The organism is Leminorella richardii, from assembly GCF_900478135.1.
Lineage (GTDB): Bacteria > Pseudomonadota > Gammaproteobacteria > Enterobacterales > Enterobacteriaceae > Leminorella > Leminorella richardii.
In genome coordinates this window covers 3,788,188-3,810,346 of record NZ_LS483470.1, presented here as the reverse complement: position 1 = coordinate 3,810,346, position 22,159 = coordinate 3,788,188, and the positions used below count along the sequence as shown (strand labels likewise).

Sequence of the window (22,159 nt, the reverse complement as noted above, 5' to 3'; positions counted from 1 at the left end):
CCTGAGCGCAAGGTGTTACATTGATCACGTTTCTGGTCATTCATTGAGCGAGTGATATTGCAGCACGGGGCGGCACCAGAACGCGGTTTCGGCATACCGTAGGAATGAATCAGGCAAATCCTCTTGCATCTTAATATCACTGTATTAAAGCAGCGCCTGGATACGTTGAATCAACTGCGTACCGAGCGTGCGATGGCGAATATGGGATCTGCATTCCGGCAGGTCTATATGCTGCTGCCTATTTTTCTACACTATCATCACCCCGATATGCCCGGCTATCAGGACGGTATTGTTCCTAACGGTATCTGTGGCTACACGCCGACCGACCTTCAGAGTCAGTATCTGGCCGAGTTTTGTAAAACCACCGACATTCCCCTGTCCCCCAGCGCTGGCGCAAATCTGCCTATTACCGGCATTTACAGCATGGGCAGCACTTCTTCCGTTGGTCAGAGTCGATATTCCGACTTGGATATCTGGATCTGCCATCAGTCTTGGTTGAACGGCAATGAGCGAACCATTCTTCAGGCTAAGTGCCTGCTGCTGGAGCAGTGGGCTGCGTCGTTGGGCGTTGAAGTTAACTTCTTCCTGATCGACGAGAACCGATTCCGTCAAAACCTGAGCGGCAAGCTTGATGCAGAAGACTGCGGCTCTACGCTGCATATTCTCCTGCTGGATGAATTTTACCGCAGCGCCGTCAGGCTGGCAGGAAAGCCGCTGTTGTGGAATATCGTGCCAGGCGATATGGAAATGAACTATGAAGAGTATGTTTCAGCGCTCTTTGCCAGCGGCGAACTGCGTCGCGATGAGTGGATAGACCTCGGTGGTCTGGGCGCCCTGTCGGCAGAGGAGTACTTCGGCGCCAGCCTGTGGCAGCTGTATAAAAGCATCGACTCGCCTTACAAGGCTGTTCTGAAAACGCTGCTGCTGGAAGCATACTCTTGGGAATACCCGCAGTCTCAACTACTGGCGCTGGAAATTAAGCGCCGGCTGCACAACGGCGATCTCGACTCGTTCAGCCTTGATTCCTACTACATGATGTTGGAAAAGGTGACGACCTATCTGATCGCTATTGGCGACGATGTCCGTTTGGATCTGGTGCGTCGCTGCTTCTACATGAAAATATGCGAGCAGCTTTCTATCCCAGCACAGGACATCCCCGCTCAGGGCAACTGGCGTCGTGAAGTTTTAAACCAGCTGGTTCGCGAGTGGGGCTGGAGCTGTGAGAAGCTAAACGTATTGGACAACCGCGCTCACTGGAAAATTGAGCGCGTGCGCGAGGCCAATAACGAACTTCTCGATGCGCTGATGCAAAGCTACCGAAACCTTATCCGCTTTGCCCGCCGCAATAACCTAAGCGTGAGTGCCAGCCCGCAGGATATCGGCGTGCTGACCCGCAAGCTCTACGCTGCCTTTGAGGCGCTTCCGGGAAAAGTGACGTTGGTTAACCCCCAGATTTCACCCGACCTGTCAGAAAAGGCTCTTACCTTTATTCAGGTTTCCGTCGATCGCGCTAACCGGGCGGGATGGTACCTTTATAACCAGTCGCCGACCATTGACGCCATTGTTGGCCACCAGCCGCTGGAATATAACCGCTATTTAAGCAAGCTCGTGGCGTGGAGCTACTTTAACGGCCTGCTGACGCCAGATACTGATCTGCACGTTAAAAACGGCCAGTGCTGTGATACTGACAAACTACAGGCGTTTGTTTCTGACATCGCTAAGCATTTTCCTCTGCGGGTTCCGGCACCGACGCCTAAGGCGCTCTATAGCCCCTGTGAAATTCGCCATCTGGCGCTGATTGTCAATCTTGAGAACGATCCAACGGCTTCTTTGCTACAGGAAAATACGCCGTCGTTTGATCTCGGCAAGCTCGACGTACTGAGCTTTGGTGGGCAAGAGCAGTGCCTGATAGGCAGCGTCGATCTGCTGTATCGAAACTCGTGGAACGAGATCCGCACACTGCACTTTGACAGCAGCCAGGCGGTGATCGAAGCGTTAAAAACTATACTGGGCAAAATGCATCAGGACGCGGAGCCGCCAGAGTCAGTAGACGTGTTCTGCTACAGTGAACACCTGCGCGGGCTGATCCAAACCCGTCTTCAGCAGCTGGTTTCAGAGTGTATTAGCCTGCGTCTGTCGAGCACGCGTCAGGACTCAAATCGCTTTAAGGCCATTCGCGTTGCAGGCCAAACCTGGGGGCTGTTCTTTGAGCGCCTCAGCGTTTCAGTGCAAAAATTGGAGAACGCGGTGGAGTTTTACGGCGCTATCTCCAATAACAAACTGAACGGCGTCTCTGTCGAGCCTAAGTCAGAGCATCAGCACCTGCCGGAAATTATCGACGGTTTTGCCAGCGAAGGGATCATTCAGTTTTTCTTCGAGGATACTGAGAAAGGCTTCAACATATTTATTCTCGATGAGTTGAACCGGGTGGAAGTGTATCTGAACTGCCAAGGCTGTATTGACGAGCTGGTGTGCGATGTAAGCCGCTTTTATGCCTCCTCGCACGAGCGATTTACCTACGGTTCTGGCTCGGTAAACTTTAACCTGCCGCAGTTTTATCAAATCGTCCACGAAGACGGAGCTGAGGGTGAAAGCGTCATTCCCTTTAACAGCAACTCTATTTCTCCATTGAGCGCGCCGACGGTGCCGCTGACCAAGAAAGACATCCTGCTAAGCAATACGTTTTAATCCGCGCGGTAAGATAAACTCGTTTCTGCTTTGAGCAACTGACCAATTGCGGCTTTTGCCCTTTGAAATTCAGCATCGTCAGGATTTATCTGCAAGAGATAGGCGATTTTTCCCAGCAGCGATTGCAGATAGCGCAGCGGCGTTTCAGATGAGCCAATTCGCTCTAGATGAGAGGCGATGCCGAACTTCTGACAAAAATAAACCTCTTGTCGAAGCGCCCGGCGAAACTCAGAGGGAAGCTGTGGTCGGTGGTTAACGACGATGCCGGTTACTGTCTGCTGGCTACCTCGGGCGATCCGGCGGCTTTTGCGAGAGTTAAGCGTAAACCCCATGTCGTTAAGCAGCCCGCGGACTTTATTGGTTACTTGGTGAGCGTCAAAGTCACCAGAAAACGTCATGTCGTCGCAGTAGCGAGTGTAGGCGATGTCCCTCTCTTTGCACCAGATTCCCAGCAGGTCGTCAAAGCGCGCCATGATGAGGTTTGATAACGCAGGCGACGTGGGAGCGCCCTGTGGCAAGGCGTCACGGTAGCAGCAAAGATGGGTTAACAGCGTTACGGCTCCCGCAGGCAGTTCGGTTTTGTTGAATAGGCGATAAACCTGAGTAAACCGGATGTTGTCGAAGAACTTTTCGATATCGAGCTTTAAAATTTGCTTGCGCCCTACGTGAGGAGAGGCATTGCAAAGCGTTGAGCTCCCCGGCCTGTAAGCAGTGGCAAAAGGGGAAACGGGAAAGTGAGAAAGGACGTTTTTAACGACGTTGCGCTGCACGGTTTTCAGCAGAAAACCGGGGGCGTGTAAAACGCGAGAACCGCCGTCGCGCTTAGTCAGAACGATTTTGCGATAGTGGCGCTCGCTGCGGTTGCTGAGGGCATACAGGCAGCGAATTTCTCTGTCTGCACTCCAGTCGGAGCGGCCAATTAACTCTAGCGCTAGCAGGCAGGCACGGGTCGCGTCCAATGTCGGTTCCTTGTCCCATTGATGCTTAAAGAAGGCGTCTGCGGCGACAATACGATAAAGCCGATCCCTAAGGCGTGAAAACGTACTCAGCGCGTTAGCGCGTCGCACGCAGAGCGTGCTGAGGTACTTTGGAATGACTTAGGGCCTTGTGGCCAAACTGCTCGTGCCAGATCGGCGACTCGCCGATCCGTTCAGGACAATGCGCCTGAAAACGCTATTGTCTCCGCAGACAAAAAAATCATAACACTGGACAGCAATAGATGACTATTTGTGTCTGCTATTCAGTGATTTCGACCGTCTCGCCGGCCTGCTCTGTAGCCGCCTGAGACAGAAGAACGAAGAACAAGCTGCCGCTGCGGTCGCACAGCCACTGACCATCGCGGTAGTCAAAGTGGTAGCCGCCGCTCTTGGTTGCCAGCCAGACTTGGTGCATAGCTTCCTGTTTATTAATGATAATTTTGCTGCCGTTGTCAAAAGACAGTGACATCACTCCACCGTTGATTTCATAATCAATGTCGGCATCGCCGTCAAAATTATCAAGGGATTCCTCAACGTGATGAAAAAGCGCATCGGCTAGTCGATGAAACTCAGTGTCGTTCATAATCAGAATTCCTATTGCTTTTCGTGATCCAGCTGCGATTATAGAGGGCTAGACAAAATGAATCACAGGCTTATTTTTTATATGAATAAAAGCATCAATAAAACGTTACGCTGCTCACTCGTCGTGCTGGCGACTCTTTGGCTTGGCGGATGCGGCCTGAAAGGGCCTCTCTACATGCCGCCTGACGAGCCGACTCAGGACATTATGATTCCCGATCGGGACGTTTCTCAGGCCGTTAGCGAAGGCGATACGAGCTCAAGCACCACGGGAACGACAGTAAACTAATAGTAAGGATAGCCGAGACGACGCCGTCCGGAGACTGGTAATAAAGTTGGAGGGCGCATAACGCGGCCGGGCCGACACGAGAATTAAGGTTGGATTAACCCATATGGACTACTTTAACTACAAAGACGGGCAGCTGTTTGCGGAAGACGTTTCGGTCGCCTCGCTTGCGGAACGCTTTGGTACACCGCTTTACGTTTATTCCCGGGCGACAATCGAGCGTCACTGGCGAGCGTTTGATGATGCGCTAGAGGGGCATCCTCATCTGGTTTGCTACGCGATTAAGGCGAACAGCAACCTGGCGTTTTTAAACCTGCTGGCGCGTCTGGGGTCCGGCTTTGATATTGTGTCTCAGGGCGAGCTTGAGCGCGTGCTGGCCGCCGGTGGCGAGGCAGCAAAAGTAGTCTTTTCCGGCGTAGCAAAATCCGAAGGGGAAATTCGTCGGGCGCTAGAAGTAGGGATCCGCTGCTTCAACGTTGAGTCTGTACCGGAGCTTCATCGCATCAACCAGATTGCTGGAGAAATGGGCGTTAAGGCTCCCGTTTCTTTGCGTATCAATCCGGACGTAGACGCGAAAACGCACCCCTATATTTCTACCGGACTGAAAGAAAACAAATTCGGCATCAGCTACCAAACGGCGCGTGACGTTTACCGTCTGGCTAACGACATGCCGAACCTTGAAGTTCGCGGCGTCGATTGCCATATCGGTTCACAGCTGACGGAGCTTTCACCTTTCCTGGACGCTGCTGACCGACTGCTTCTGCTGCTGGATCAGCTGGAAGAAGACGGCATTCATATCCATCATCTAGATTTGGGTGGTGGTCTGGGCGTGCGTTACGACGACGAAACGCCGCCGGAGCCTAAAGAGTATGCTTCTGCTCTGCTGGCGAAGCTGGCTCATCGAAAAGATTTGGAGCTATGCTTTGAGCCCGGGCGCGCGATTGCGGCCAACGCAGGCATTATGGTCACGACGGTAGAGTATCTGAAGACACAGGACGACCATCACTTTGCTATCGTTGATGCAGGCATGAATGACCTGATTCGTCCGGCGCTGTACGAGGCGTGGATGAAAATTATCCCTGTGGTTGAGCACCCTCAGGGGCAGCGCCAGAGCTATGACGTCGTCGGGCCGGTGTGTGAAACCAGCGACTTCCTTGGCAAAAAGCGCGATCTTACGCTAAATCAGGGCGATCTACTGGTAGTAAGAAGCGCGGGCGCCTATGGTTTTACTATGAGCTCGAACTATAACACCCGCTGTCGCCCGGCAGAGGTGATGGTTGACGGTAGTCAGGTTTATCTGGTTCGCGAGCGTGAGCGCTTTGAGGACCTGTGGCGCGGTGAACACCTGATCAAATAAGCGGTTCGGCGGAGCGCTTTTGCGGCTTCGCCGACGCTGAGTTTTTCGGGTGCGCGGCACAAATGAAATTTTAGCGACGGCGAGGCGTTATTCGCCGTCACAAGTGGGGTAACAGATGCAATTCTCCAAAATGCACGGCTTAGGCAACGACTTTATGGTGGTTGATGCCGTAACCCAAAACGTCTACTTTTCGCCGGAGCTGATTCGACGCCTGGCGGATCGCCATCGCGGCGTTGGGTTCGATCAGCTTCTTGTCGTCGAGGCGCCTTATGACCCCGATCTGGACTTCCACTATCGAATTTTTAACGCAGACGGTAGCGAAGTGGCACAGTGCGGCAACGGCGCACGCTGCTTTGCCCGCTTTGTTCGACTGAAAGGGCTGACTAATCGTCGCGATATCCGCGTTAGCACGCAAAATGGGCGAATGACTCTCACCGTCAGCGAAGACGATATGGTGACGGTGAACATGGGCGTTCCCAACTTTGAGCCCGGCGATATTCCGTTTCGTGCAGCGAAAATGGAGAAAACCTATATCCTCCGCGCTGAAGAACGGACTGTGTTATGCGGCGCCGTTTCGATGGGCAACCCTCACTGCGTGATTCAGGTTGATGATGTCAGTACTGCCGATGTAGAAACGCTGGGGCCGCTGTTGGAAAGCCACGAGCGTTTCCCTGAACGGGTGAACGTCGGCTTTATGCAGGTGCTCAATCGCGGAAGTATCCGCCTGCGGGTTTATGAACGCGGCGCGGGTGAGACGCAGGCATGCGGCAGCGGCGCCTGTGCGGCGGTAGCTGTCGGCATTATTCAGGGGTATTGGATAACCGGGTTAACGTTGCTCTGCCGGGCGGTGAGCTGCAAATTAGCTGGGCCGGACCGGGGCAACCACTGTATATGGTTGGGCCAGCCACCCACGTCTATGATGGGTTTATTCACTTATGAGCGAACAGGCTGAAAACGGCGAATCAACACTTGTTGCATTAAGCGATGAGCAGGTAAGCCAGTATTTGTTGAATAATCCGGAGTTTTTTATTCGCAACGCGCGTCAGGTTGAACAGATGCGTGTTCCTCACCCCGTTAGGGACAGCGTATCGCTGGTGGAGTGGCAGCTAGGACGCCAGCGAAATCACATTCAGCAGCTAGAGGAAGAGATCACTCTGCTGATGGAACAGGCTTCGGCTAACGAGGCGCTGTTTAATCGCCTGATTAATCTCCAGTGTGATTTGGTGCAGTCCGACAGCCTTCAGGATTTGCTAGACCGCCTGCAAAAATGGGCACGTTCTTTGGGGCTGGTAGGCGCGACGCTCCGCCTGTTTAACGAAAAATGGCGCCTTGAGGCTCCCTCCGACTTTACCCATCTGGCTCTGCCACGTCAGTCTTTTGAGCCGCTGCGCATTCAGCGATTCGGCGATCAGAATCAATATCTTGGTCCGCTTAACGGCCCTGAAATTTTATTGTTGATGCCGGATGCCAAAATGGTGGGCTCCGTGGCGATTTCCATGCTGGGCAAGCGCGGCGATCTGGGCATGGTGATCTTTATTAGCCGAGATCCTCAGCACTACCAAAAGGGTATGGGGACGCTGCTGTTGGAAAACCTGAGCCTGCTACTGCCTGGTCTGCTGGCGCACTGGATTGAGCCAAAATGACAGGGAGCGACGAGCGCGCTTTTCCCGCCACGCTTCAGGAGCCGGTTGACGCCTTTCTGCGCTATCTCCGCGTTGAACGGCGGCTAAGCCCTCACACGCTTTTCAGCTATCAGCGCCAGCTACAGGCCATCATGGGATTCATGGTGGATTCCGGCACTACCGAATGGAAAAACCTAGACGCAGCCGGCGTGCGCTCTTTAGTGACGCGCAGCAAGCGAGCCGGCCTTGAGTCTTCCAGCCTCGCGCAGCGCCTGTCCGCTCTGCGTCGCTGTCTGGACTGGCAGGTTAGCCGCGGTGAGCTTGATGCCAATCCGGCAAAAGGCGTTTCGGCGCCGAAGCAGGGGCGGCACCTGCCAAAGAACTTGGACGTCGACGAAGTTGACCACCTGCTGGACATTAACTTTAACGATCCGCTGTCGGTTCGCGACAGAGCGATGCTGGAGCTGATGTACAGCGCCGGTTTGCGTCTGTCTGAGCTGGTTGGCCTCGACTGCCGTCACGTGAATCTGGACGCGGGTGAACTGCGGGTGTTAGGTAAAGGCAATAAAGAGCGCAAGCTGCCCATTGGCCGAGTTGCTCTTGAGTGGCTAAACCGCTGGCTGCCAATGCGCGAGTTTTACGAACCGTCGGACGACGCGCTGTTTTTATCCAAGCTGGGCCGTAGAATTACCGGGCGCGGTGTGGAAAAGCGCTTCGCGATGTGGGGTGTCAAGCAGGGTGTTAGTAGTCATGTGCACCCTCACAAGCTTCGGCACTCTTTTGCCACCCACATGCTGGAGTCTAGCGGCGATCTGCGTGCCGTTCAGGAGCTGCTTGGTCACGCCAGTTTGTCTACTACGCAGATTTATACACACTTGGATTTTCAGCACCTGAGCTCTGTGTATGATGCTGCTCATCCAAGAGCGAAAAGAGGGAAATCCTGATGCGCATTTACCGACCGCTTGGTCCGATTAAGGCCATGACGTTCGATTTGGACGACACGCTGTACGATAACCGCCCGGTAATAGAGCGGACGGAGACGGAAGTCATTCAGTTTATGCAGCAGCATTTTCCTCGCGTTGCGTCGCTTGATAGGGCCGGTTTTAACCGCATTCGCAGCGAGCTTCTGGAGCGCGAGCCGGATATCTATCACGACGTTAGCGAGTGGCGACGGCGGGCATTTGAGGCGACACTGCTGACACACGGCTACAGTTCAAGCGAAGCCGAAGACGGTGCGGCGCTGACCATGGAGCACTTCAGCTACTGGCGCAGTCGCATCGAAGTCCCGGAGGCTACACATACTACGCTGAGCCTGCTGGCGACGCGCTTTCCTCTGGTGGCGGTGACTAACGGCAACGCTAATCCGCAAATGTTTGGGCTGAGCGACTATTTTCAAATGGTGCTGCGCGCCGGGCCGGACGGCAGAGCCAAACCGTTTGGTGATATGTATTTAAACGCCGCCCGCAGGATAAACGTTGCGCCGGAGTATATTCTGCATGTGGGGGACGACCTGACCACCGACGTGGCTGGCGCGGTGCGCCACGGCCTTCAGGCCTGCTGGATCAACGATCGCGATAAAAGCCTGACGCAGGTGTCGGACGCGCGTTTATTACCCCATATTGAAATTTCTCGATTGGATTCACTGTGTCGGTTGGTATAATCAAATAAATTCTGTATAAATTACCAGTATATATGGCGCAATGAATGGACGTTTCCCTCCTGCTCGACAGCTTGAACGACAAACAGCGCGAAGCCGTGGCGGCTCCTCGTACCAACATGCTGGTGCTGGCCGGAGCCGGTAGCGGAAAAACACGAGTGCTGGTGCACCGCATCGCCTGGCTACTGTCCGTTGAGCGCTGCTCTCCCTATTCAATTATGGCGGTAACCTTTACCAACAAGGCTGCCGCAGAGATGCGTCACCGCATTGAGCATCTGATCGGTACCAGTCAGGGGGGCATGTGGATCGGAACGTTTCACGGGTTAGCGCATCGACTGCTGCGTGCTCACCATCTTGACGCCAATTTGCCGCAGGATTTTCAGATCCTCGACAGTGAAGACCAGCTGCGACTGCTCAAGCGCCTTATTCGCGCCATGAATCTTGATGAAAAGCAGTGGCCGCCTCGTCAGGCAATGTGGTACATCAACAATAAAAAAGACGATGGCCTACGGCCTTCTCATGTTGAAACCTACGGTAATCTCACTGAAGGCACTTGGCTGCGTATCTATCAGGCCTATCAGGAGGCATGCGACCGCGCAGGGCTGGTGGATTTCGCCGAGCTGCTTTTACGCGCTCACGAGCTGTGGCTGCACAAGCCGCAGATCCTTAACCACTACCGCGAGCGGTTCACCAACATTCTGGTGGACGAATTTCAGGACACCAACCGCATTCAGTACGCCTGGATCCGCATGCTGGCAGGAGAGACCGGCAAAGTCATGATCGTGGGTGATGACGACCAGTCCATTTACGGCTGGCGCGGCGCTCAGGTAGAGAACATTCAGCGCTTTCTCGACGATTTTCCCGGTGCGCAAACGGTGCGGCTGGAGCAAAACTATCGCTCGACGAAGAATATCCTTACTGCGGCTAACGCCCTGATTGCCAATAACGACGGTCGTCTGGGGAAAGAGCTGTGGACCGACGGGGACGCAGGCGAACCAATTTCACTGTACTGCGCGTTTAACGAGCTGGACGAAGCTCGCTTTGTAGTTAGTCGTGTCAAAGCCTATCAGGACGGTGGCGGAGCGCTGAATGACTGTGCGTTCCTCTACCGCAGCAACGCCCAGTCGCGCGTGCTGGAAGAGGCGCTTCTTCAAGCGTCGATGCCGTACCGTATCTACGGCGGCATGCGATTCTTTGAGCGTCAGGAAATCAAAGACTCACTGGCCTACCTGCGGCTTATTGCTAACCCTAACGATGATGCGGCGTTTGAGCGCGTGGTTAACACGCCGACGCGCGGCATTGGCGATCGCTCGCTTGACGTTATTCGTCATGCAGCCCGGGATCGTCAGGTCACCCTATGGCAGGCCGCTGCCGCGCTGCTTTCCGAAAAGGTGCTGGCTGGCCGAGCCGCTGCTGCCGTACAGCGCTTTATTGAGCTGATTGAAGCGTTAACCCGGGAAACCGGCGAGCTGCCGCTGCACGTCCAGACTGACCGTGTGATCCGAGATTCCGGCCTGCGGCAGATGTACGAGGAAGAGAAGGGCGAGAAAGGCCAAGCTAGAGTAGAAAACTTGGAAGAGCTGGTCACGGCTACCCGCCAGTTTAGCTTTCAGGATGAGGATATGAATCTGACGCCGCTGCAGGCGTTTTTATCCCACGCCGCCCTTGAGGCGGGAGAAGGGCAGGCCGACGCCTATCAGGACGCAGTACAGCTGATGACGCTTCACTCCGCGAAAGGCCTAGAGTTCCAACAGGTGTTTATCGTTGGTATGGAAGAGGGTATGTTCCCTAGCCAAATGTCGCTGGACGAAGGCGGGCGTTTGGAGGAAGAGCGCCGCTTGGCCTATGTCGGCGTGACGCGGGCAATGCAGAAGCTGACGCTGACCTACGCTGAAACGCGCCGTCTGTACGGCAAAGAGGTGTATCATCGCCCGTCGCGCTTTGTCGGCGAGCTGCCGCAGGAGTGTATAGAAGAGGTCAGGCTGCGCGCCAGCGTGTCTCGCCCGGTTAGCCATAGCCGTATGGGGACGCCTATCAGCCAAAACGACAGCGGCTACCGTCTCGGGCAGAGAGTGAGCCATCCTAAGTTCGGCGAGGGTACTATCATCAATCTGGAGGGTAGCGGTGAGCATGCTCGCCTACAGATAGCCTTTCAGGGGGAAGGTATCAAATGGCTAGTGGCCTCCTACGCCCGTCTTGAAACGCTTTAAACGCGTTGTATTTTGCTATTAGCGGGCTCGGTTTTGTGGCGAACATTGTGTAGTGACCGCCGCGCCGACCGCCCGCAGAAAAATAGCTAACAACTTGATGGACAAATTATTTTTCCCAACTATCATTGGTTCTGCGACAGCGTCCAGTGACTGATAAATGTTGTTCAATGGTTGACAGCCTTTTTCCACTAGGCGTAACATGCGCGCACTATTTTCCTTCGGGGGCAACAGGCTTTGGACATTCCCAGTCGATACTGGCTCAATAATCTTTTTATTAAGTTCAACTTCTAAGGCTATTCCCTTTTGCTGATAGCCTTCGTGGTTGTCAGCGACCTCTCTTAATCGTCGTCGCGACTGAGTCTTATCATCCTGACACTACGTCAGCGGTGGGTATTTAAATTTGTTCAACGCGTTGTTCGTGTCGTTACTGCTGTAAAAGAGGGATGACGCTATGCTAAGCGCATTTCAGTTAACCGATTGCCGTTTGTCTCGCCTAGAGCTGGACGAAGGCGATAAATTAGCCTCTTCCGTATGGGTCGATCTGGTTGAACCGGAAGATGAAGAACGGGAACGCGTCCACGACGAGCTTGGTCAGTCACTGGCAACGCGTCCAGAACTGGACGACATCGAAGCGTCGGCGCGTTTTTTTGAAGACGAAGACGGCCTGCACATTCACTCCTTCTTTTATTATGAAGATGCCGAAGATCGCGGCGGTAACGCCACCGTGGCCTTTACTATTCGGGACGGTCGCCTGTTTACCCTGCGCGAGCGGGATCTCCCCGCGTTTCGTCTCTACCGCATGCGCGCCCGCAATCGGGCCATGATTGACGGCAATGCCTACGAGCTGCTGCTGGATCTGTTTGAAACCAAAATCGAACAGCTGGCAGATGAAATTGAAAATATTTACAGCGATCTGGAAGCATTGAGCCGGGTGATTATGGAAGGGCATCCGGGTGAGGGTTATGATGAGGCGCTGTCAACGCTGGCTGAGCTTGAGGATACCGGCTGGAAGGTGCGCCTGTGTTTGATGGATAGCCAGCGGGCGCTGAACTTTCTGGTGCGTAAGGCTCGCTTGCCAAGCAATCAGCTCGATCAGGCGCGGGAAGTGCTGCGAGACATCGAGTCTCTGCTGCCGCACAACGAATCCCTATTCCAGAAGGTGAACTTCTTGATGCAGGCCGCGATGGGCTTTATCAACATTGAGCAAAGCCGGATTATCAAGATCTTCTCGGTTGTTTCTGTAGTGTTCCTGCCGCCAACGCTGGTGGCGTCAAGCTACGGGATGAACTTCAAGTTTATGCCTGAGCTGGACTGGTCCTTTGGCTACCCGGCCGCTATTGGCCTGATGGTCGCGGCCGCTCTGGCTCCCTACCTGTACTTTAAGCGTCGCAACTGGCTTTGATAAAATCACCGTATTCTTTACCCGTCATACTTCAAGTCGTATGACGGGTATTTACGGAATGCGGTGCAATATCCGATTTTTGTCAAAGAATTAGTGCCCGATTAGTATAAAGTGTGCGCTTTATTACAAATAACTTGATTGTCGACGGCGAGAAATCTATTTTTTTACTATTCGTCAGGCGTTAAGGGTATTGAGCGCGCTCGCCGCCTTTTGCCAAACGTAGCCTGATACGCACGCACGTCAACCCGTTAAGCTTATTCCCAGGCAGGATATTTAAACCGTGGTAAAGCGATCGCTCGTCTTTCAGTGGACGATATTACTTATTCTCTCCTTGGCGCTGTCGCTGGTTATGCTGCATTTCCACTTTCCTGCGGCGATGCTGCTTGGGCCGATGGTTGTCGCCGTAGTGATGAGCCTGTTCGGGGCGACTATCCGCATTAATAATCGCTTTTTCATCTCCTCGCAGGCCATTATCGGCTGCATGATTGCGCAGAACCTGTCCTCTTCCATTCTGGTTTCTCTGGCCGCCAACTGGCCAATCGTTATCTTTATTTTACTGTCTACGCTGTTTGCCAGCGGGCTGTCCGGCTGGCTGCTGGTTCGCTATAGTCGGCTGCCGGGTACGACGGGCGCGTGGGGATCGTCCCCCGGCGGTGCGGCAGCGATGGTGGCTATGTCGGAAGACTACGGTGCTGATGTGCGGCTGGTGGCGTTTATGCAGTACCTGCGAGTGCTGTTTGTGGCTGGGTCGGCAGTGCTGGTTGTGCGTATTGCCATGGGGAGCGAAGCACAAACCGTCACGCAGGAAATGGTCTGGTTTCCACCGCTAGGGTGGGATTTCGTGTCAACGCTAGCGCTGGCCGCTATTGCCGGCTGGCTTGGTCGTCGGCTGCGCTTTCCCTCCGGCACGATGCTGTTTCCTATGCTGATAGGCGCTGGCCTGCACGCGGGCGATGTGTTAACTATTCAACTGCCCGAATGGCTACTGGCTATTGCCTATGCGTTTATCGGCTGGAGCGTAGGGCTACGCTTTAATCGGACAGTGTTTATTCTGGCGGTGAGAACGCTGCCGCAGATTATCCTTTCAATCTTTGGGCTGATGTCACTGTGTGCCCTGATGGCGTTAGCGCTAACTCACGTGCTGGATATGGACTTTCTCAGCGCCTATCTGGCAACCAGCCCTGGCGGGCTGGATACTGTCGCTATTATCGCGGCGGGGAGTGGGGCCGATATGTCGTTTATTATGGCGATGCAGACACTGAGGCTATTTAGCATTCTGCTAACGGGCCCAGCGATGGCGAAGTTTATCTCTCGCCATGCGCCGAGGAAAACGCCGTCAGCGTAGCTTTCTCTGATAGTAGAGGGCATCAATGATAAAGATGACAAGGGCGGCCCAGATAAAGCCAAAGGTTACCAGCTTGTCTTGCCCGATGCTTTCACCGTAAAAGAGCGTCGCCAGCAAAAACATTAGCGTTGGGCCGATGTACTGGAAAAAGCCCAGTGTCGATAGGCGAAGCTTGGTGGCCGCAGCGGTAAAAAACAGCAGCGGTACCGTGGTAACAACGCCCGCAGCCACCAACAGCAGGTTCAGCGACAGGCTGTTTTGCCCTAAGTGGCTGGTTGGCGAGTCAGCAATAAAGAACAGGTAAACGGCAGCAACCGGCAGCAGCCACAGGGTTTCCATCAGCATGCCGCTTTGCGAGTCAACGCCGATTTTTTTTCGCGTCAGCGCATAAAGGCCAAAGGTGATAGCCAACGTCAGGCTGATGTAGGGCACAGAGCCAAACTGCCAGAGCTGGATGAGTACGCCGCCAAACGCCAGCGCCACTGCTACCCACTGCATGCGGCGAAAGCGCTCACCAAGAAACAGCATCCCTAACACCACGTTCACCAGCGGATTGATAAAGTAGCCCATGCTGGCTTCCAGCATGTGGTGATTGTTCACCGCCCAGATGAAGGTGAGCCAGTTACTGCCAATTAGCAGTGCACTGACGGCTAAAAGCAGCAGCTTCTTTTTATCGGACAGAACACGGCGCACGTTGCCCCACTGTTTCCCTATCGTGATAAGCGCCAGCATAAAGAAAAACGACCACAGAACTCGGTGGGTTAAAATTTCGTCTGCGGGCACAAAGTCGATAACTTTAAAGTAGGCGGGCGCTATCCCCCAGATAAGATAGGCTGCTAAAGCGTATATCACGCCTAAGCGCGTCTGCTGCGATTCCATGAATAAACGTAACCAAATTAAGAAGAAGGCGAGAGGCTAGCAGTGTACTTCATTTTATTAGCGGTTTATTGCTGAAATTTACCGGATCCGCAATGAAAAACGCTGGTACAGGGCGAAAATGGCGGTAAGTCTCCTTTTTAATGGGGCTCTGAAGCCGCTTCGCAGAATGTTTAATAAGAAATGTATATCGCAGAAAAAATCGGCGAAGCATGTCGAGGCTTCTGCCTCATTTGGGGGATTTTCCTCCGTCGAGGGGGACAAACGATAGGAATAAGCCTAGAATAGCCGGCATCAAGAGTGACGGGGGATAATGGTGTCAACGGCGGTTGTATTAGATTCGGAAACATTGGCCGCACGGGTTCTGCGTGACACCTTTGGTTACCAGCAGTTCAGACCGGGTCAGTTGGAGATTGTGACTGAGGCTGCGTCTGGGCGCGACTGTCTGGTGGTCATGCCCACAGGCGGCGGAAAGTCGCTTTGCTATCAGCTGCCCGCACTGCTTATGGACGGACTGACGCTGGTGGTTTCTCCGCTGATCTCGCTAATGAAGGATCAGGTCGATCAGCTCACTGCCAACGGCATTTCTGCAGGCTATCTCAACTCAGCCCAAACGCGGGAACAGCAGTACGATGTGATATCTGCCTGTCGACGTGGCCAAATTAAGCTGCTGTACGTTGCCCCAGAGCGGCTGGTGATGGACAACTTCATCGAGCAGCTGAGCGGCTGGAACCTCTCTTTGCTGGCGGTGGATGAAGCGCACTGTATTTCTCAGTGGGGGCACGACTTCCGGCCAGAGTATCGGGCCCTTGGCTCACTGAGAAACCACTTTCCGAATCTTCCTTTTATTGCCCTGACGGCCACGGCGGACGATACCACTCGTCAGGACATTCAGCGCCTGCTGGCGCTGCGCAACCCGCTGATCCACATCAGCAGCTTTGACCGACCCAATATTCGCTATACCCTGATAGAAAAGTTTAAGCCGACCGATCAGCTGCTGCGCTTTGTGCAGAGTCAGCGCGGTAAGAGCGGCATTATCTACTGCAACAGCCGTAAAAAGGTCGAAGATGCCGCCGAGCGCCTGCGGGCAAAGGGGCTGAGCGTAGCGGCCTACCATGCGGGTATGGATAACGAAAGTCGCGATCGGGTGCAGGAGGCGTTTCAGCGCGACGATCTGCAAATTGTGGTGGCGACGGTGGCGTTTGGGATGGGAATTAATAAGCCCAACGTGCGCTTTGTCGTGCACTTCGACATTCCGCGCAATATCGAATCCTACTATCAGGAAACCGGCCGCGCCGGGCGTGACGGTCTGCCCGCCGAGGCTGTTCTGTTTTATGACCCTGCTGACATGGTTTGGCTGCGCCGCTGTCTGGATGAAAAGCCCGAAGGTGAGCTTCAGGATATTGAACGGCACAAGCTTAATGCGATGAACGCCTTTGCTGAGGCTCAAACCTGCCGTCGTTTGGTGCTGCTTAATTACTTTGGTGAAAGCCACCAGAAGCCTTGCGGCAACTGCGATATCTGTCTCGACCCGCCGCAGCAGTACGACGGCCTGCTGGACGCGCAAAAGGCGCTATCCTGCGTTTATCGCGTCGGGCAGCGCTTTGGCGTTGGCTATATTGCCGAGCTGCTGCGCGGTGCTAATAACGCCCGCATTCGCGAGTTCGGCCACGATCGGCTGCCGGTTTACGGCATCGGTAAAGATAAAAGCCACGAGCACTGGGTAAGCATTTTGCGCCAGCTGATCCATCTGGGGCTTTTAACTCAGAACGTTGCACAGTATTCGGCGCTGCAGCTGACCGAGGCCGCAAGGCCTGTTCTTCGGGGAGAAACGCCGCTGGAGTTAGCGGTGCCAAGAATGCTAAATCTGAAGTCGCGCGGAACCAGCGCCGCGAAAAGCCTTTCAGGCAACTACGATCGTCGCCTGTTTGCGAAGCTTCGCAAGCTGCGCAAAGCTATTGCTGATGAAGAAAACGTGCCGCCTTACGTGGTGTTTAACGATGCCACTTTGCTGGAAATGGCCGAGCAGCAGCCTACGCGGGAAAGCGAGCTGCTGTCTATCAACGGCGTTGGGCACCGCAAGCTAGAGCGCTTTGGGCAGGCCTTTTTGGCAATGATACGCGAGCACTTGGTCAGCCCAGATTAATTACCGCTGTCTTTTATCTTTGGCAAACGGGAGTACAATAGTGCTCCTCATCGCTGTTTTCCGTTTTCATTTTTTGCTGATACTTCTGAGAGAGTGCTATGACGCTATTTCTAACCGTCGCCGTTGTTCAGTTCGTGGCGCTAGCGACGCCGGGGCCGGATTTTTTCTTCGTTTCCCAAACGGCGGTTAGCCGATCTCGGCGTGAAGCGCTTTTCGGCGCTATCGGCATTACCTGCGGCGTCATGGTGTGGGCTGCCGTTGCGTTAATGGGGCTGCATCTTTTACTGCAAAAAATGGCCTGGTTACACAGCATTATCGTGGTGTGCGGCGGTGCTTACCTGTGCTGGATGGGTTTTTGCCTGCTTCGCTCCGTGATGAAAAAAGAGATGTTAAGCCATGGGCCAGAGCATGACGTTGCCGCTGTTAGCGCCAGTCATGCCTTTTTGAAAGGGCTGCTGACTAACCTGTCGAATCCGAAAGTGCTGATTTACTTTGGCAGCGTGTTTTCCGTTTTTGTGGGTGATGATGTTGCCAGCGGCGCGCGCTGGGGCCTGTTTGGGCTGATTGCCGTTGAAACAATACTGTGGTTCTCTCTGGTGGCGTTTATTTTTGCTCTGCCCACCATGCGCAGAGGCTACCAGCGAGCTGCTAAGTGGATCGACGGTCTGGCTGGGGCGCTGTTTGCGGGATTTGGTTTAAATCTTATTCTCTCGCGGCTGTACTGATTACCGGCAAAAAGAAAAGCATAAAGAAAAGCAAAAAGAAAAGCGGAAAGGGGCTTAAGGCTCCTTTCCGCTTTTTGATGGTATGGGTAAATTGTTCTGCCGCTTAGCGGGACTATTTATCCGCGTTTTGCTTCAGGGCGATGTCTGTAATAGCCTCAATAATACCGTCAACGTTTTGACTGGCATCGATGAAGTAAACGTCTTTCTCGTCTTCCCCTGGGATTTCCAGCGCTTCGAATTGTGATATGAGCATCTGGGGCTTTTGGAAGTGCCCGACTCGGCTTTCCAGCCTTTTGTAGATACTGTCAAAATCCGCGTTGAGAAAGAGAAATCTCAGGTTTTGGTTGGATTCCCTGATGATGTCTCGATATTTCTTTTTCAGCGCCGAACAGATAATGACGGAGACCTGATTCGTTTTCTGCATGGCAAAAACGGCGTTGTTGATTAACTTCAGCCACGGTGCTCGGTCGTCATCGTTTAACGGCTCACCGCTGGACATCTTGAGGATGTTGGACCTTGGGTGGAGATAGTCGCCGTCAATGTAGGAAATATCGTGCCGCTTTAACAGCTCTTTGGCGACTGTCGTCTTTCCAGAACCCGATACACCCATTAGTACATAAACAAAATTACTCATAAATTACCTTGTGCCAAAATCAGTCGCTTACCGTTTCGGCCCATCCTCTCTCTGTTTGTGAGCCTGCCAGCGCAGCCTTATGCTGCGCTGGCAGAGAGGGTGAGTGAACCTCGTGTTTGAAAAAAAACGTCCCTGTTATCAATGCTTATCGGCACAAATCAGTTCATGCTTGGAAGCTTTATCGTATCGAGCTTTTTGATGATGAAGATATGAGACAGGGCGCCCAGCACGGAGACAAACGAGATGTAGTACATCGCGTAGGCAAAGCTGTTAGTTGTCTGGAGGATAATCCCCATAATGATCGGCGTGGCGATACCGGCAAGGTTGCCCGATACGTTGAAGAAACCGCCGATGGTGCCAATAACTTTCGCCGGCACGATGTCGCTGAGAATAACCCAGCCGATGTTAGAGAAGGCGTTAGCGAAGAAAGCGAACGACAGAATAGCGATAGCGATAACCGGCTTATCTTCAAAGAAGTTAACAAAGCACATGGTACCGGCCAGACCCAGACCCAGGATCGCAGGTATCTTGCGGGCTCTGGTGCGGGAGATTCCTCTTTTCATCAGCGCGTCACTGACAAACCCGCTGCACAGCAGACCCAGCATAGCCATCATATAGGGGAAGGCTGCGCCGATACCGGCTTTGGAGATGGACAGGTTCAGGCCTTTTTCCAGATAAACGATGAACCAGGTCAGGAAGAAGTAAAGAGTAGAGTTCATGGCAAACTGAGCGATAAACAGGCCCCAAATGTTTCTTTGCTTCAGGACGTGAGAAACGTCAGACCATTCCACTTTTTCTTTAACGGCTTTTTTGTCTGTTCCAGCTTCACCCAGACCGCCGCCTTGGCGAATGTGTTCAATTTCAGCTGCGTTGGTGGTTTTGCTTTCCAACGGATCGCGGTATTTGAACAGCCAGTAGATACCGAAGACAATGCCTACGCCACCGGAAGCGTAGAAAGACACTTCCCAGCCGTAGTTAGCAACTATGAAGGCCAGTACGGGTGTTAACAGAGCCAGCCCGATGTACTGTGCACAGGCATAAACCGCTGTTCCGCTGGCGCGTTCCTGAGTAGGAAACCAGGTGGAGATAATTTTGGCGTTAGCCGGGAACGAAGGCGCTTCCGCAATACCGATCAGTGCGCGGCACAGCAGGAGGAAGGCAAACGAGGCTGCGGCGGTGGTAAAGAGGTGATGCGACGCCAGACCCATCAGGCAGGTGAAGATACTCCAAATGATAACGGCGCCGCCGTACAGCTTACGTACCCCAATGCGGTCAAGAATATAGCCAACAGGGATCTGACTCAGTACGTAAGTCCAAGTAAACATTGAAAAGAGCAAACCCAGGTTTGCTGGCGAGAGGTCGAATTCCCCTTGGATACTTGTTCCGGCAACGGACAGGTTAGCTCGGTCCATATAGTTGATTGCCGTGACGACAAATAATAAAAAGAGGACAAAAAAACGAGATCTTGTAGCTTTCATAATATTACCCTTAAAAAGAGCGAAGACGAGACAGGCCCTGTTTATTCTTGAGAATAAACGCCGCTATCTTCCATTATCTTTCTTGTTGTTTGGTACGCATTGGATATGACCCACTCAGGCGTCTGCTGCCAATATTCCGGACGGAATATTTCTACTGACACCATGCCGTCATACCCGGTTTCTTTTAGGTTTTTAAGAAAATTGTCCAGATCGACGGTTCCCGAATCACAGAATCGTCTGTTCTCCTGAGACGCTTTGTCGATATCAATAAAGTCTCCGTTATTAATATGTGCACAGAATATTTTCTTGGCGTCGACGTGTTTAATCGCGCTGAAGTTATTTAATCCGCGGTAGAGATGCAGGTTGTAAGAATCAAACACCAGACCGATGTTGTCTTCGTTAACGTCGTTGACGATATTCCAGGCCTGCTCAACAGTGCGTACTGAGCTTCTGTTAAACCCAACCAGTTCAAAGCAGAGCTTGACGTCGTACTCACTGGCGATAGTGGACAGGCGTTTTAAGATCCTGACGCAGTTTTCATGGGTTTTTTCAATGTTGCCAATATACGGGCCGCCGTTGGGATCGCGCTGTAAAGGGGGAACAATAATAAAGTATCCCGCCTGAATCTCTTTGGCGATACGGCAGCCCCAGATAAATTCTTCAACGAGCTCAGCGTCTTTTTCGCTATTCTCGTGTTTAAACATGTCGTCATAGGTATATAGGGCATTTAACGCATGGGGTTTGATTTTCTTTCCGGCTAAAAGCGTTTTTAAATCATCAATGCTTTTCGTCTGAAAATATTCTCTGAGCTTATCAAGCCGGAATTCAATGAAATCAAAGCCATTCTCTTCACAGAGCAGAACGTCCTTTTCCAGCGTTGAGCAGTTCATTGACGTCGCCTGATTAAAACCGATTTTCATATCGCCCCCTTATTTCAGCGGAAACTTAACAGGCAGTCCGCTTTCTGTACTGCGATAAATAGCTTCAATAAGCTCAACGGTTTTTCTTCCTGCCAGACCGTCAATTAGAGAAGGACGGCTTTCAGTAATAGAGGTCAAAAAGTCGTTAATTTGCAGCTGGTGGTAGTAGTACATGGAGTCTTGACTGTTAAAGAAGTCGCGATCTTCCTGCTGCCAGCCACTGAGCAGTGACTCTTCGCCCTGAACGGTCCACTGATCGTTATAAGGCGGTTCTGTAATGGAGGAGACACCGGCAATAAACATGGCTCCGCCGTCCGTTTGCACGCCGACTGAGGCACCGTTTTCACCGTAAACCTGAACTTTTCCGTAAAGCGCTGGGTTTTGTGAGTTACTGACCAGAATGTTACCAATGCCGCCGTTTTTAAACTTGATGACGGCGACAGCGGTGTCTTCCACTTCAATGTAGGGGTGGTTCAGGTTGCGCCAAAGGCCGTAAACTTCTTCAACGTCGCCCATGTACCAAAGCAGGAGGTCTAGCTGGTGTGGAGCCTGATTGACCAGAACGCCGCCGCCTTCACCGTCCCAAGTGCCGCGCCACGGATCGCTGTCGTAGTAAGCCTTATCGCGCCAGCCAAGCATGGTGACGGTGCCTAAAACGGGGCGTCCGAGTTTGCCGTCGTCGATTGCCTTTTTGATTCTTAAGCAGGGGCGATAGAAGCGTCTTTGACACACAGTGCCGACTTTCACATTGGTTTTAGAGGCCGCGCCGAGAATGGCGTCGCAGTCTTTTAAGTTACTTGCCAGCGGTTTTTCTACCAGAATGTGGCATCCCGCGTTCGCCGCTTCAATGGCGACTTCTGCGTGTACCGGGTGAGGGGTACAAACGCTGACAACGTTAATACCTTCATTTTTAATCATTTCGGAGATATCGTCGTATGCCTTTACGCCGTACTGCTCGGCGAAGTCCTTTGCGCGGGAAAGATCTCTGTCAAAGACGGCACAAAATGTAGAGTTTTCTAGTTGTTCATAGGCTTTTGCGTGAAAGTGACCGACTTTTCCACATCCAATAATCGCTGTTTTCAACGTCATAACATCACCTTTAGTTACCGGTAACAATGTTGGTTAAAAAAATATCAAACTCTGAGTTTTATAGTGTTTGATTGTTATCGGTAACAATTAATCACAGCGCGCTTAAAATAACCAGTCAGGAAAAATACTTAATTCGGAAATTGTGATAAAAATCACAACTAAAATAGG

18 protein-coding genes and 1 pseudogene are annotated in these 22,159 nt (G+C 52.8%); 12 read left to right on the top strand and 7 right to left on the bottom strand.

The window, feature by feature from the left end:
* Nucleotides 1–123 precede the first annotated feature (123 nt).
* On the top strand, nt 124–2,688 hold the full coding sequence (locus tag DQM29_RS17270) for a class I adenylate cyclase (protein ID WP_111741819.1): 2,565 nt from the start codon (nt 124–126) through the stop codon (nt 2,686–2,688).
* On the opposite strand, the gene DQM29_RS17265 is transcribed toward DQM29_RS17270, so the two are convergent.
* Nucleotides 2,685–3,755: a reverse transcriptase family protein gene (locus DQM29_RS17265; RefSeq protein WP_232054935.1), complete on the bottom strand. Its 1,071-nt coding sequence runs from the start codon at nt 3,753–3,755 to the stop codon at nt 2,685–2,687. The genes DQM29_RS17270 and DQM29_RS17265 overlap by 4 nt on opposite strands.
* A 169-nt stretch (nt 3,756–3,924) precedes the next feature.
* Nucleotides 3,925–4,248 carry an iron donor protein CyaY gene (gene cyaY, locus DQM29_RS17260; protein WP_111741817.1) on the bottom strand — a complete coding sequence of 108 codons (324 nt, stop codon included), beginning with the start codon at nt 4,246–4,248 and terminating at the stop codon, nt 3,925–3,927.
* 81 nt (nt 4,249–4,329) lie between these two features.
* Between cyaY and lptM the strand changes: the two genes are divergently transcribed.
* From lptM to DQM29_RS17210, 9 genes and pseudogenes are all read left to right on the top strand, one after another.
* Nucleotides 4,330–4,533: an LPS translocon maturation chaperone LptM gene (gene lptM, locus DQM29_RS17255; RefSeq protein WP_111742144.1), complete on the top strand. Its 204-nt coding sequence runs from the start codon at nt 4,330–4,332 to the stop codon at nt 4,531–4,533.
* Between the two features lie 103 nt (nt 4,534–4,636).
* Nucleotides 4,637–5,887 (top strand): diaminopimelate decarboxylase, encoded by a 1,251-nt coding sequence (gene lysA, locus DQM29_RS17250; protein WP_111741816.1) that lies wholly within the window; start codon nt 4,637–4,639, stop codon nt 5,885–5,887.
* Nucleotides 5,888–6,002: 115 nt separating this feature from the next.
* Nucleotides 6,003–6,826, top strand: a pseudogene (gene dapF, locus DQM29_RS17245) (diaminopimelate epimerase).
* Entirely contained in the window at nt 6,823–7,530 is a 708-nt protein-coding gene (locus tag DQM29_RS17240) for a DUF484 domain-containing protein (protein ID WP_111741815.1), read from the top strand. Before dapF ends, DQM29_RS17240 begins: the two are co-directional and overlap by 4 nt.
* Nucleotides 7,527–8,453 (top strand): tyrosine recombinase XerC, encoded by a 927-nt coding sequence (gene xerC, locus DQM29_RS17235; RefSeq protein ID WP_111741814.1) that lies wholly within the window; start codon nt 7,527–7,529, stop codon nt 8,451–8,453. The genes DQM29_RS17240 and xerC overlap by 4 nt, the downstream gene beginning before the upstream one ends.
* The gene (gene yigB / locus DQM29_RS17230) at nt 8,453–9,169 is read left to right on the top strand and encodes a 5-amino-6-(5-phospho-D-ribitylamino)uracil phosphatase YigB (RefSeq protein ID WP_111741813.1); all 717 of its coding nucleotides are present in this window, start codon (nt 8,453–8,455) and stop codon (nt 9,167–9,169) included. Before xerC ends, yigB begins: the two co-directional genes overlap by 1 nt.
* A gap of 44 nt (nt 9,170–9,213) precedes the next feature.
* Entirely contained in the window at nt 9,214–11,376 is a 2,163-nt protein-coding gene (gene uvrD, locus DQM29_RS17225) for a DNA helicase II (RefSeq protein ID WP_111741812.1), read from the top strand.
* Nucleotides 11,377–11,827: 451 nt separating this feature from the next.
* On the top strand, nt 11,828–12,778 hold the full coding sequence (gene corA, locus DQM29_RS17215; protein ID WP_111741810.1) for a magnesium/cobalt transporter CorA: 951 nt from the start codon (nt 11,828–11,830) through the stop codon (nt 12,776–12,778).
* Nucleotides 12,779–13,127: 349 nt separating this feature from the next.
* Nucleotides 13,128–14,123: an AbrB family transcriptional regulator gene (locus tag DQM29_RS17210; RefSeq protein ID WP_111742143.1), complete on the top strand. Its 996-nt coding sequence runs from the start codon at nt 13,128–13,130 to the stop codon at nt 14,121–14,123.
* Here the strand turns inward: DQM29_RS17210 and rarD are convergent.
* Nucleotides 14,115–15,002 carry an EamA family transporter RarD gene (gene rarD, locus DQM29_RS17205; protein ID WP_111741809.1) on the bottom strand — a complete coding sequence of 296 codons (888 nt, stop codon included), beginning with the start codon at nt 15,000–15,002 and terminating at the stop codon, nt 14,115–14,117. The genes DQM29_RS17210 and rarD overlap by 9 nt on opposite strands.
* Nucleotides 15,003–15,315: 313 nt before the next feature.
* On the opposite strand from rarD, the gene recQ reads away from it, so the two are divergent.
* Together recQ and rhtC are read left to right on the top strand one after the other, a co-directional pair.
* Nucleotides 15,316–17,145: an ATP-dependent DNA helicase RecQ gene (recQ, locus tag DQM29_RS17200; RefSeq protein WP_111742142.1), complete on the top strand. Its 1,830-nt coding sequence runs from the start codon at nt 15,316–15,318 to the stop codon at nt 17,143–17,145.
* Between the two features lie 98 nt (nt 17,146–17,243).
* Nucleotides 17,244–17,870: a threonine export protein RhtC gene (gene rhtC, locus DQM29_RS17195; RefSeq protein ID WP_111741808.1), complete on the top strand. Its 627-nt coding sequence runs from the start codon at nt 17,244–17,246 to the stop codon at nt 17,868–17,870.
* 112 nt (nt 17,871–17,982) lie between these two features.
* On the opposite strand, the gene DQM29_RS17190 is transcribed toward rhtC, so the two are convergent.
* The 4 genes from DQM29_RS17190 to DQM29_RS17175 form a co-directional block, all read right to left on the bottom strand.
* Complete coding sequence (locus DQM29_RS17190; RefSeq protein ID WP_111741807.1) at nt 17,983–18,504, bottom strand: gluconokinase, GntK/IdnK-type; 522 nt, start codon at nt 18,502–18,504, stop codon at nt 17,983–17,985.
* Nucleotides 18,505–18,662: 158 nt separating this feature from the next.
* Complete coding sequence (locus DQM29_RS17185; RefSeq protein WP_111741806.1) at nt 18,663–19,982, bottom strand: MFS transporter; 1,320 nt, start codon at nt 19,980–19,982, stop codon at nt 18,663–18,665.
* A 41-nt stretch (nt 19,983–20,023) separates the two neighbouring features.
* Nucleotides 20,024–20,902: a sugar phosphate isomerase/epimerase family protein gene (locus DQM29_RS17180; RefSeq protein ID WP_111741805.1), complete on the bottom strand. Its 879-nt coding sequence runs from the start codon at nt 20,900–20,902 to the stop codon at nt 20,024–20,026.
* A 9-nt stretch (nt 20,903–20,911) separates the two neighbouring features.
* Nucleotides 20,912–21,991, bottom strand: coding sequence for a Gfo/Idh/MocA family protein (locus DQM29_RS17175; RefSeq protein ID WP_111741804.1), 1,080 nt, complete (start codon nt 21,989–21,991; stop codon nt 20,912–20,914).
* Between the last annotated feature and the right edge of the window lie 168 nt (nt 21,992–22,159).

Bases quoted from the DNA above. Each gene is read 5' to 3' on its own strand.
- cyaY (WP_111741817.1), bottom strand. From the start codon at position 4,248: ATGAACGACACTGAGTTTCATCGACTAGCCGATGCGCTTTTTCATCAC.
- lptM (WP_111742144.1), top strand. From the start codon at position 4,330: ATGAATAAAAGCATCAATAAAACGTTACGCTGCTCACTCGTCGTGCTG.
- lysA (WP_111741816.1), top strand. From the start codon at position 4,637: ATGGACTACTTTAACTACAAAGACGGGCAGCTGTTTGCGGAAGACGTT.
- DQM29_RS17240 (WP_111741815.1), top strand. From the start codon at position 6,823: ATGAGCGAACAGGCTGAAAACGGCGAATCAACACTTGTTGCATTAAGC.
- xerC (WP_111741814.1), top strand. From the start codon at position 7,527: ATGACAGGGAGCGACGAGCGCGCTTTTCCCGCCACGCTTCAGGAGCCG.
- yigB (WP_111741813.1), top strand. From the start codon at position 8,453: ATGCGCATTTACCGACCGCTTGGTCCGATTAAGGCCATGACGTTCGAT.
- uvrD (WP_111741812.1), top strand. From the start codon at position 9,214: ATGGACGTTTCCCTCCTGCTCGACAGCTTGAACGACAAACAGCGCGAA.
- corA (WP_111741810.1), top strand. From the start codon at position 11,828: ATGCTAAGCGCATTTCAGTTAACCGATTGCCGTTTGTCTCGCCTAGAG.
- DQM29_RS17210 (WP_111742143.1), top strand. From the start codon at position 13,128: ATGCTGCATTTCCACTTTCCTGCGGCGATGCTGCTTGGGCCGATGGTT.
- rarD (WP_111741809.1), bottom strand. From the start codon at position 15,002: ATGGAATCGCAGCAGACGCGCTTAGGCGTGATATACGCTTTAGCAGCC.
- rhtC (WP_111741808.1), top strand. From the start codon at position 17,244: ATGACGCTATTTCTAACCGTCGCCGTTGTTCAGTTCGTGGCGCTAGCG.
- DQM29_RS17190 (WP_111741807.1), bottom strand. From the start codon at position 18,504: ATGAGTAATTTTGTTTATGTACTAATGGGTGTATCGGGTTCTGGAAAG.
- DQM29_RS17185 (WP_111741806.1), bottom strand. From the start codon at position 19,982: ATGAAAGCTACAAGATCTCGTTTTTTTGTCCTCTTTTTATTATTTGTC.
- DQM29_RS17180 (WP_111741805.1), bottom strand. From the start codon at position 20,902: ATGAAAATCGGTTTTAATCAGGCGACGTCAATGAACTGCTCAACGCTG.
- DQM29_RS17175 (WP_111741804.1), bottom strand. From the start codon at position 21,991: ATGACGTTGAAAACAGCGATTATTGGATGTGGAAAAGTCGGTCACTTT.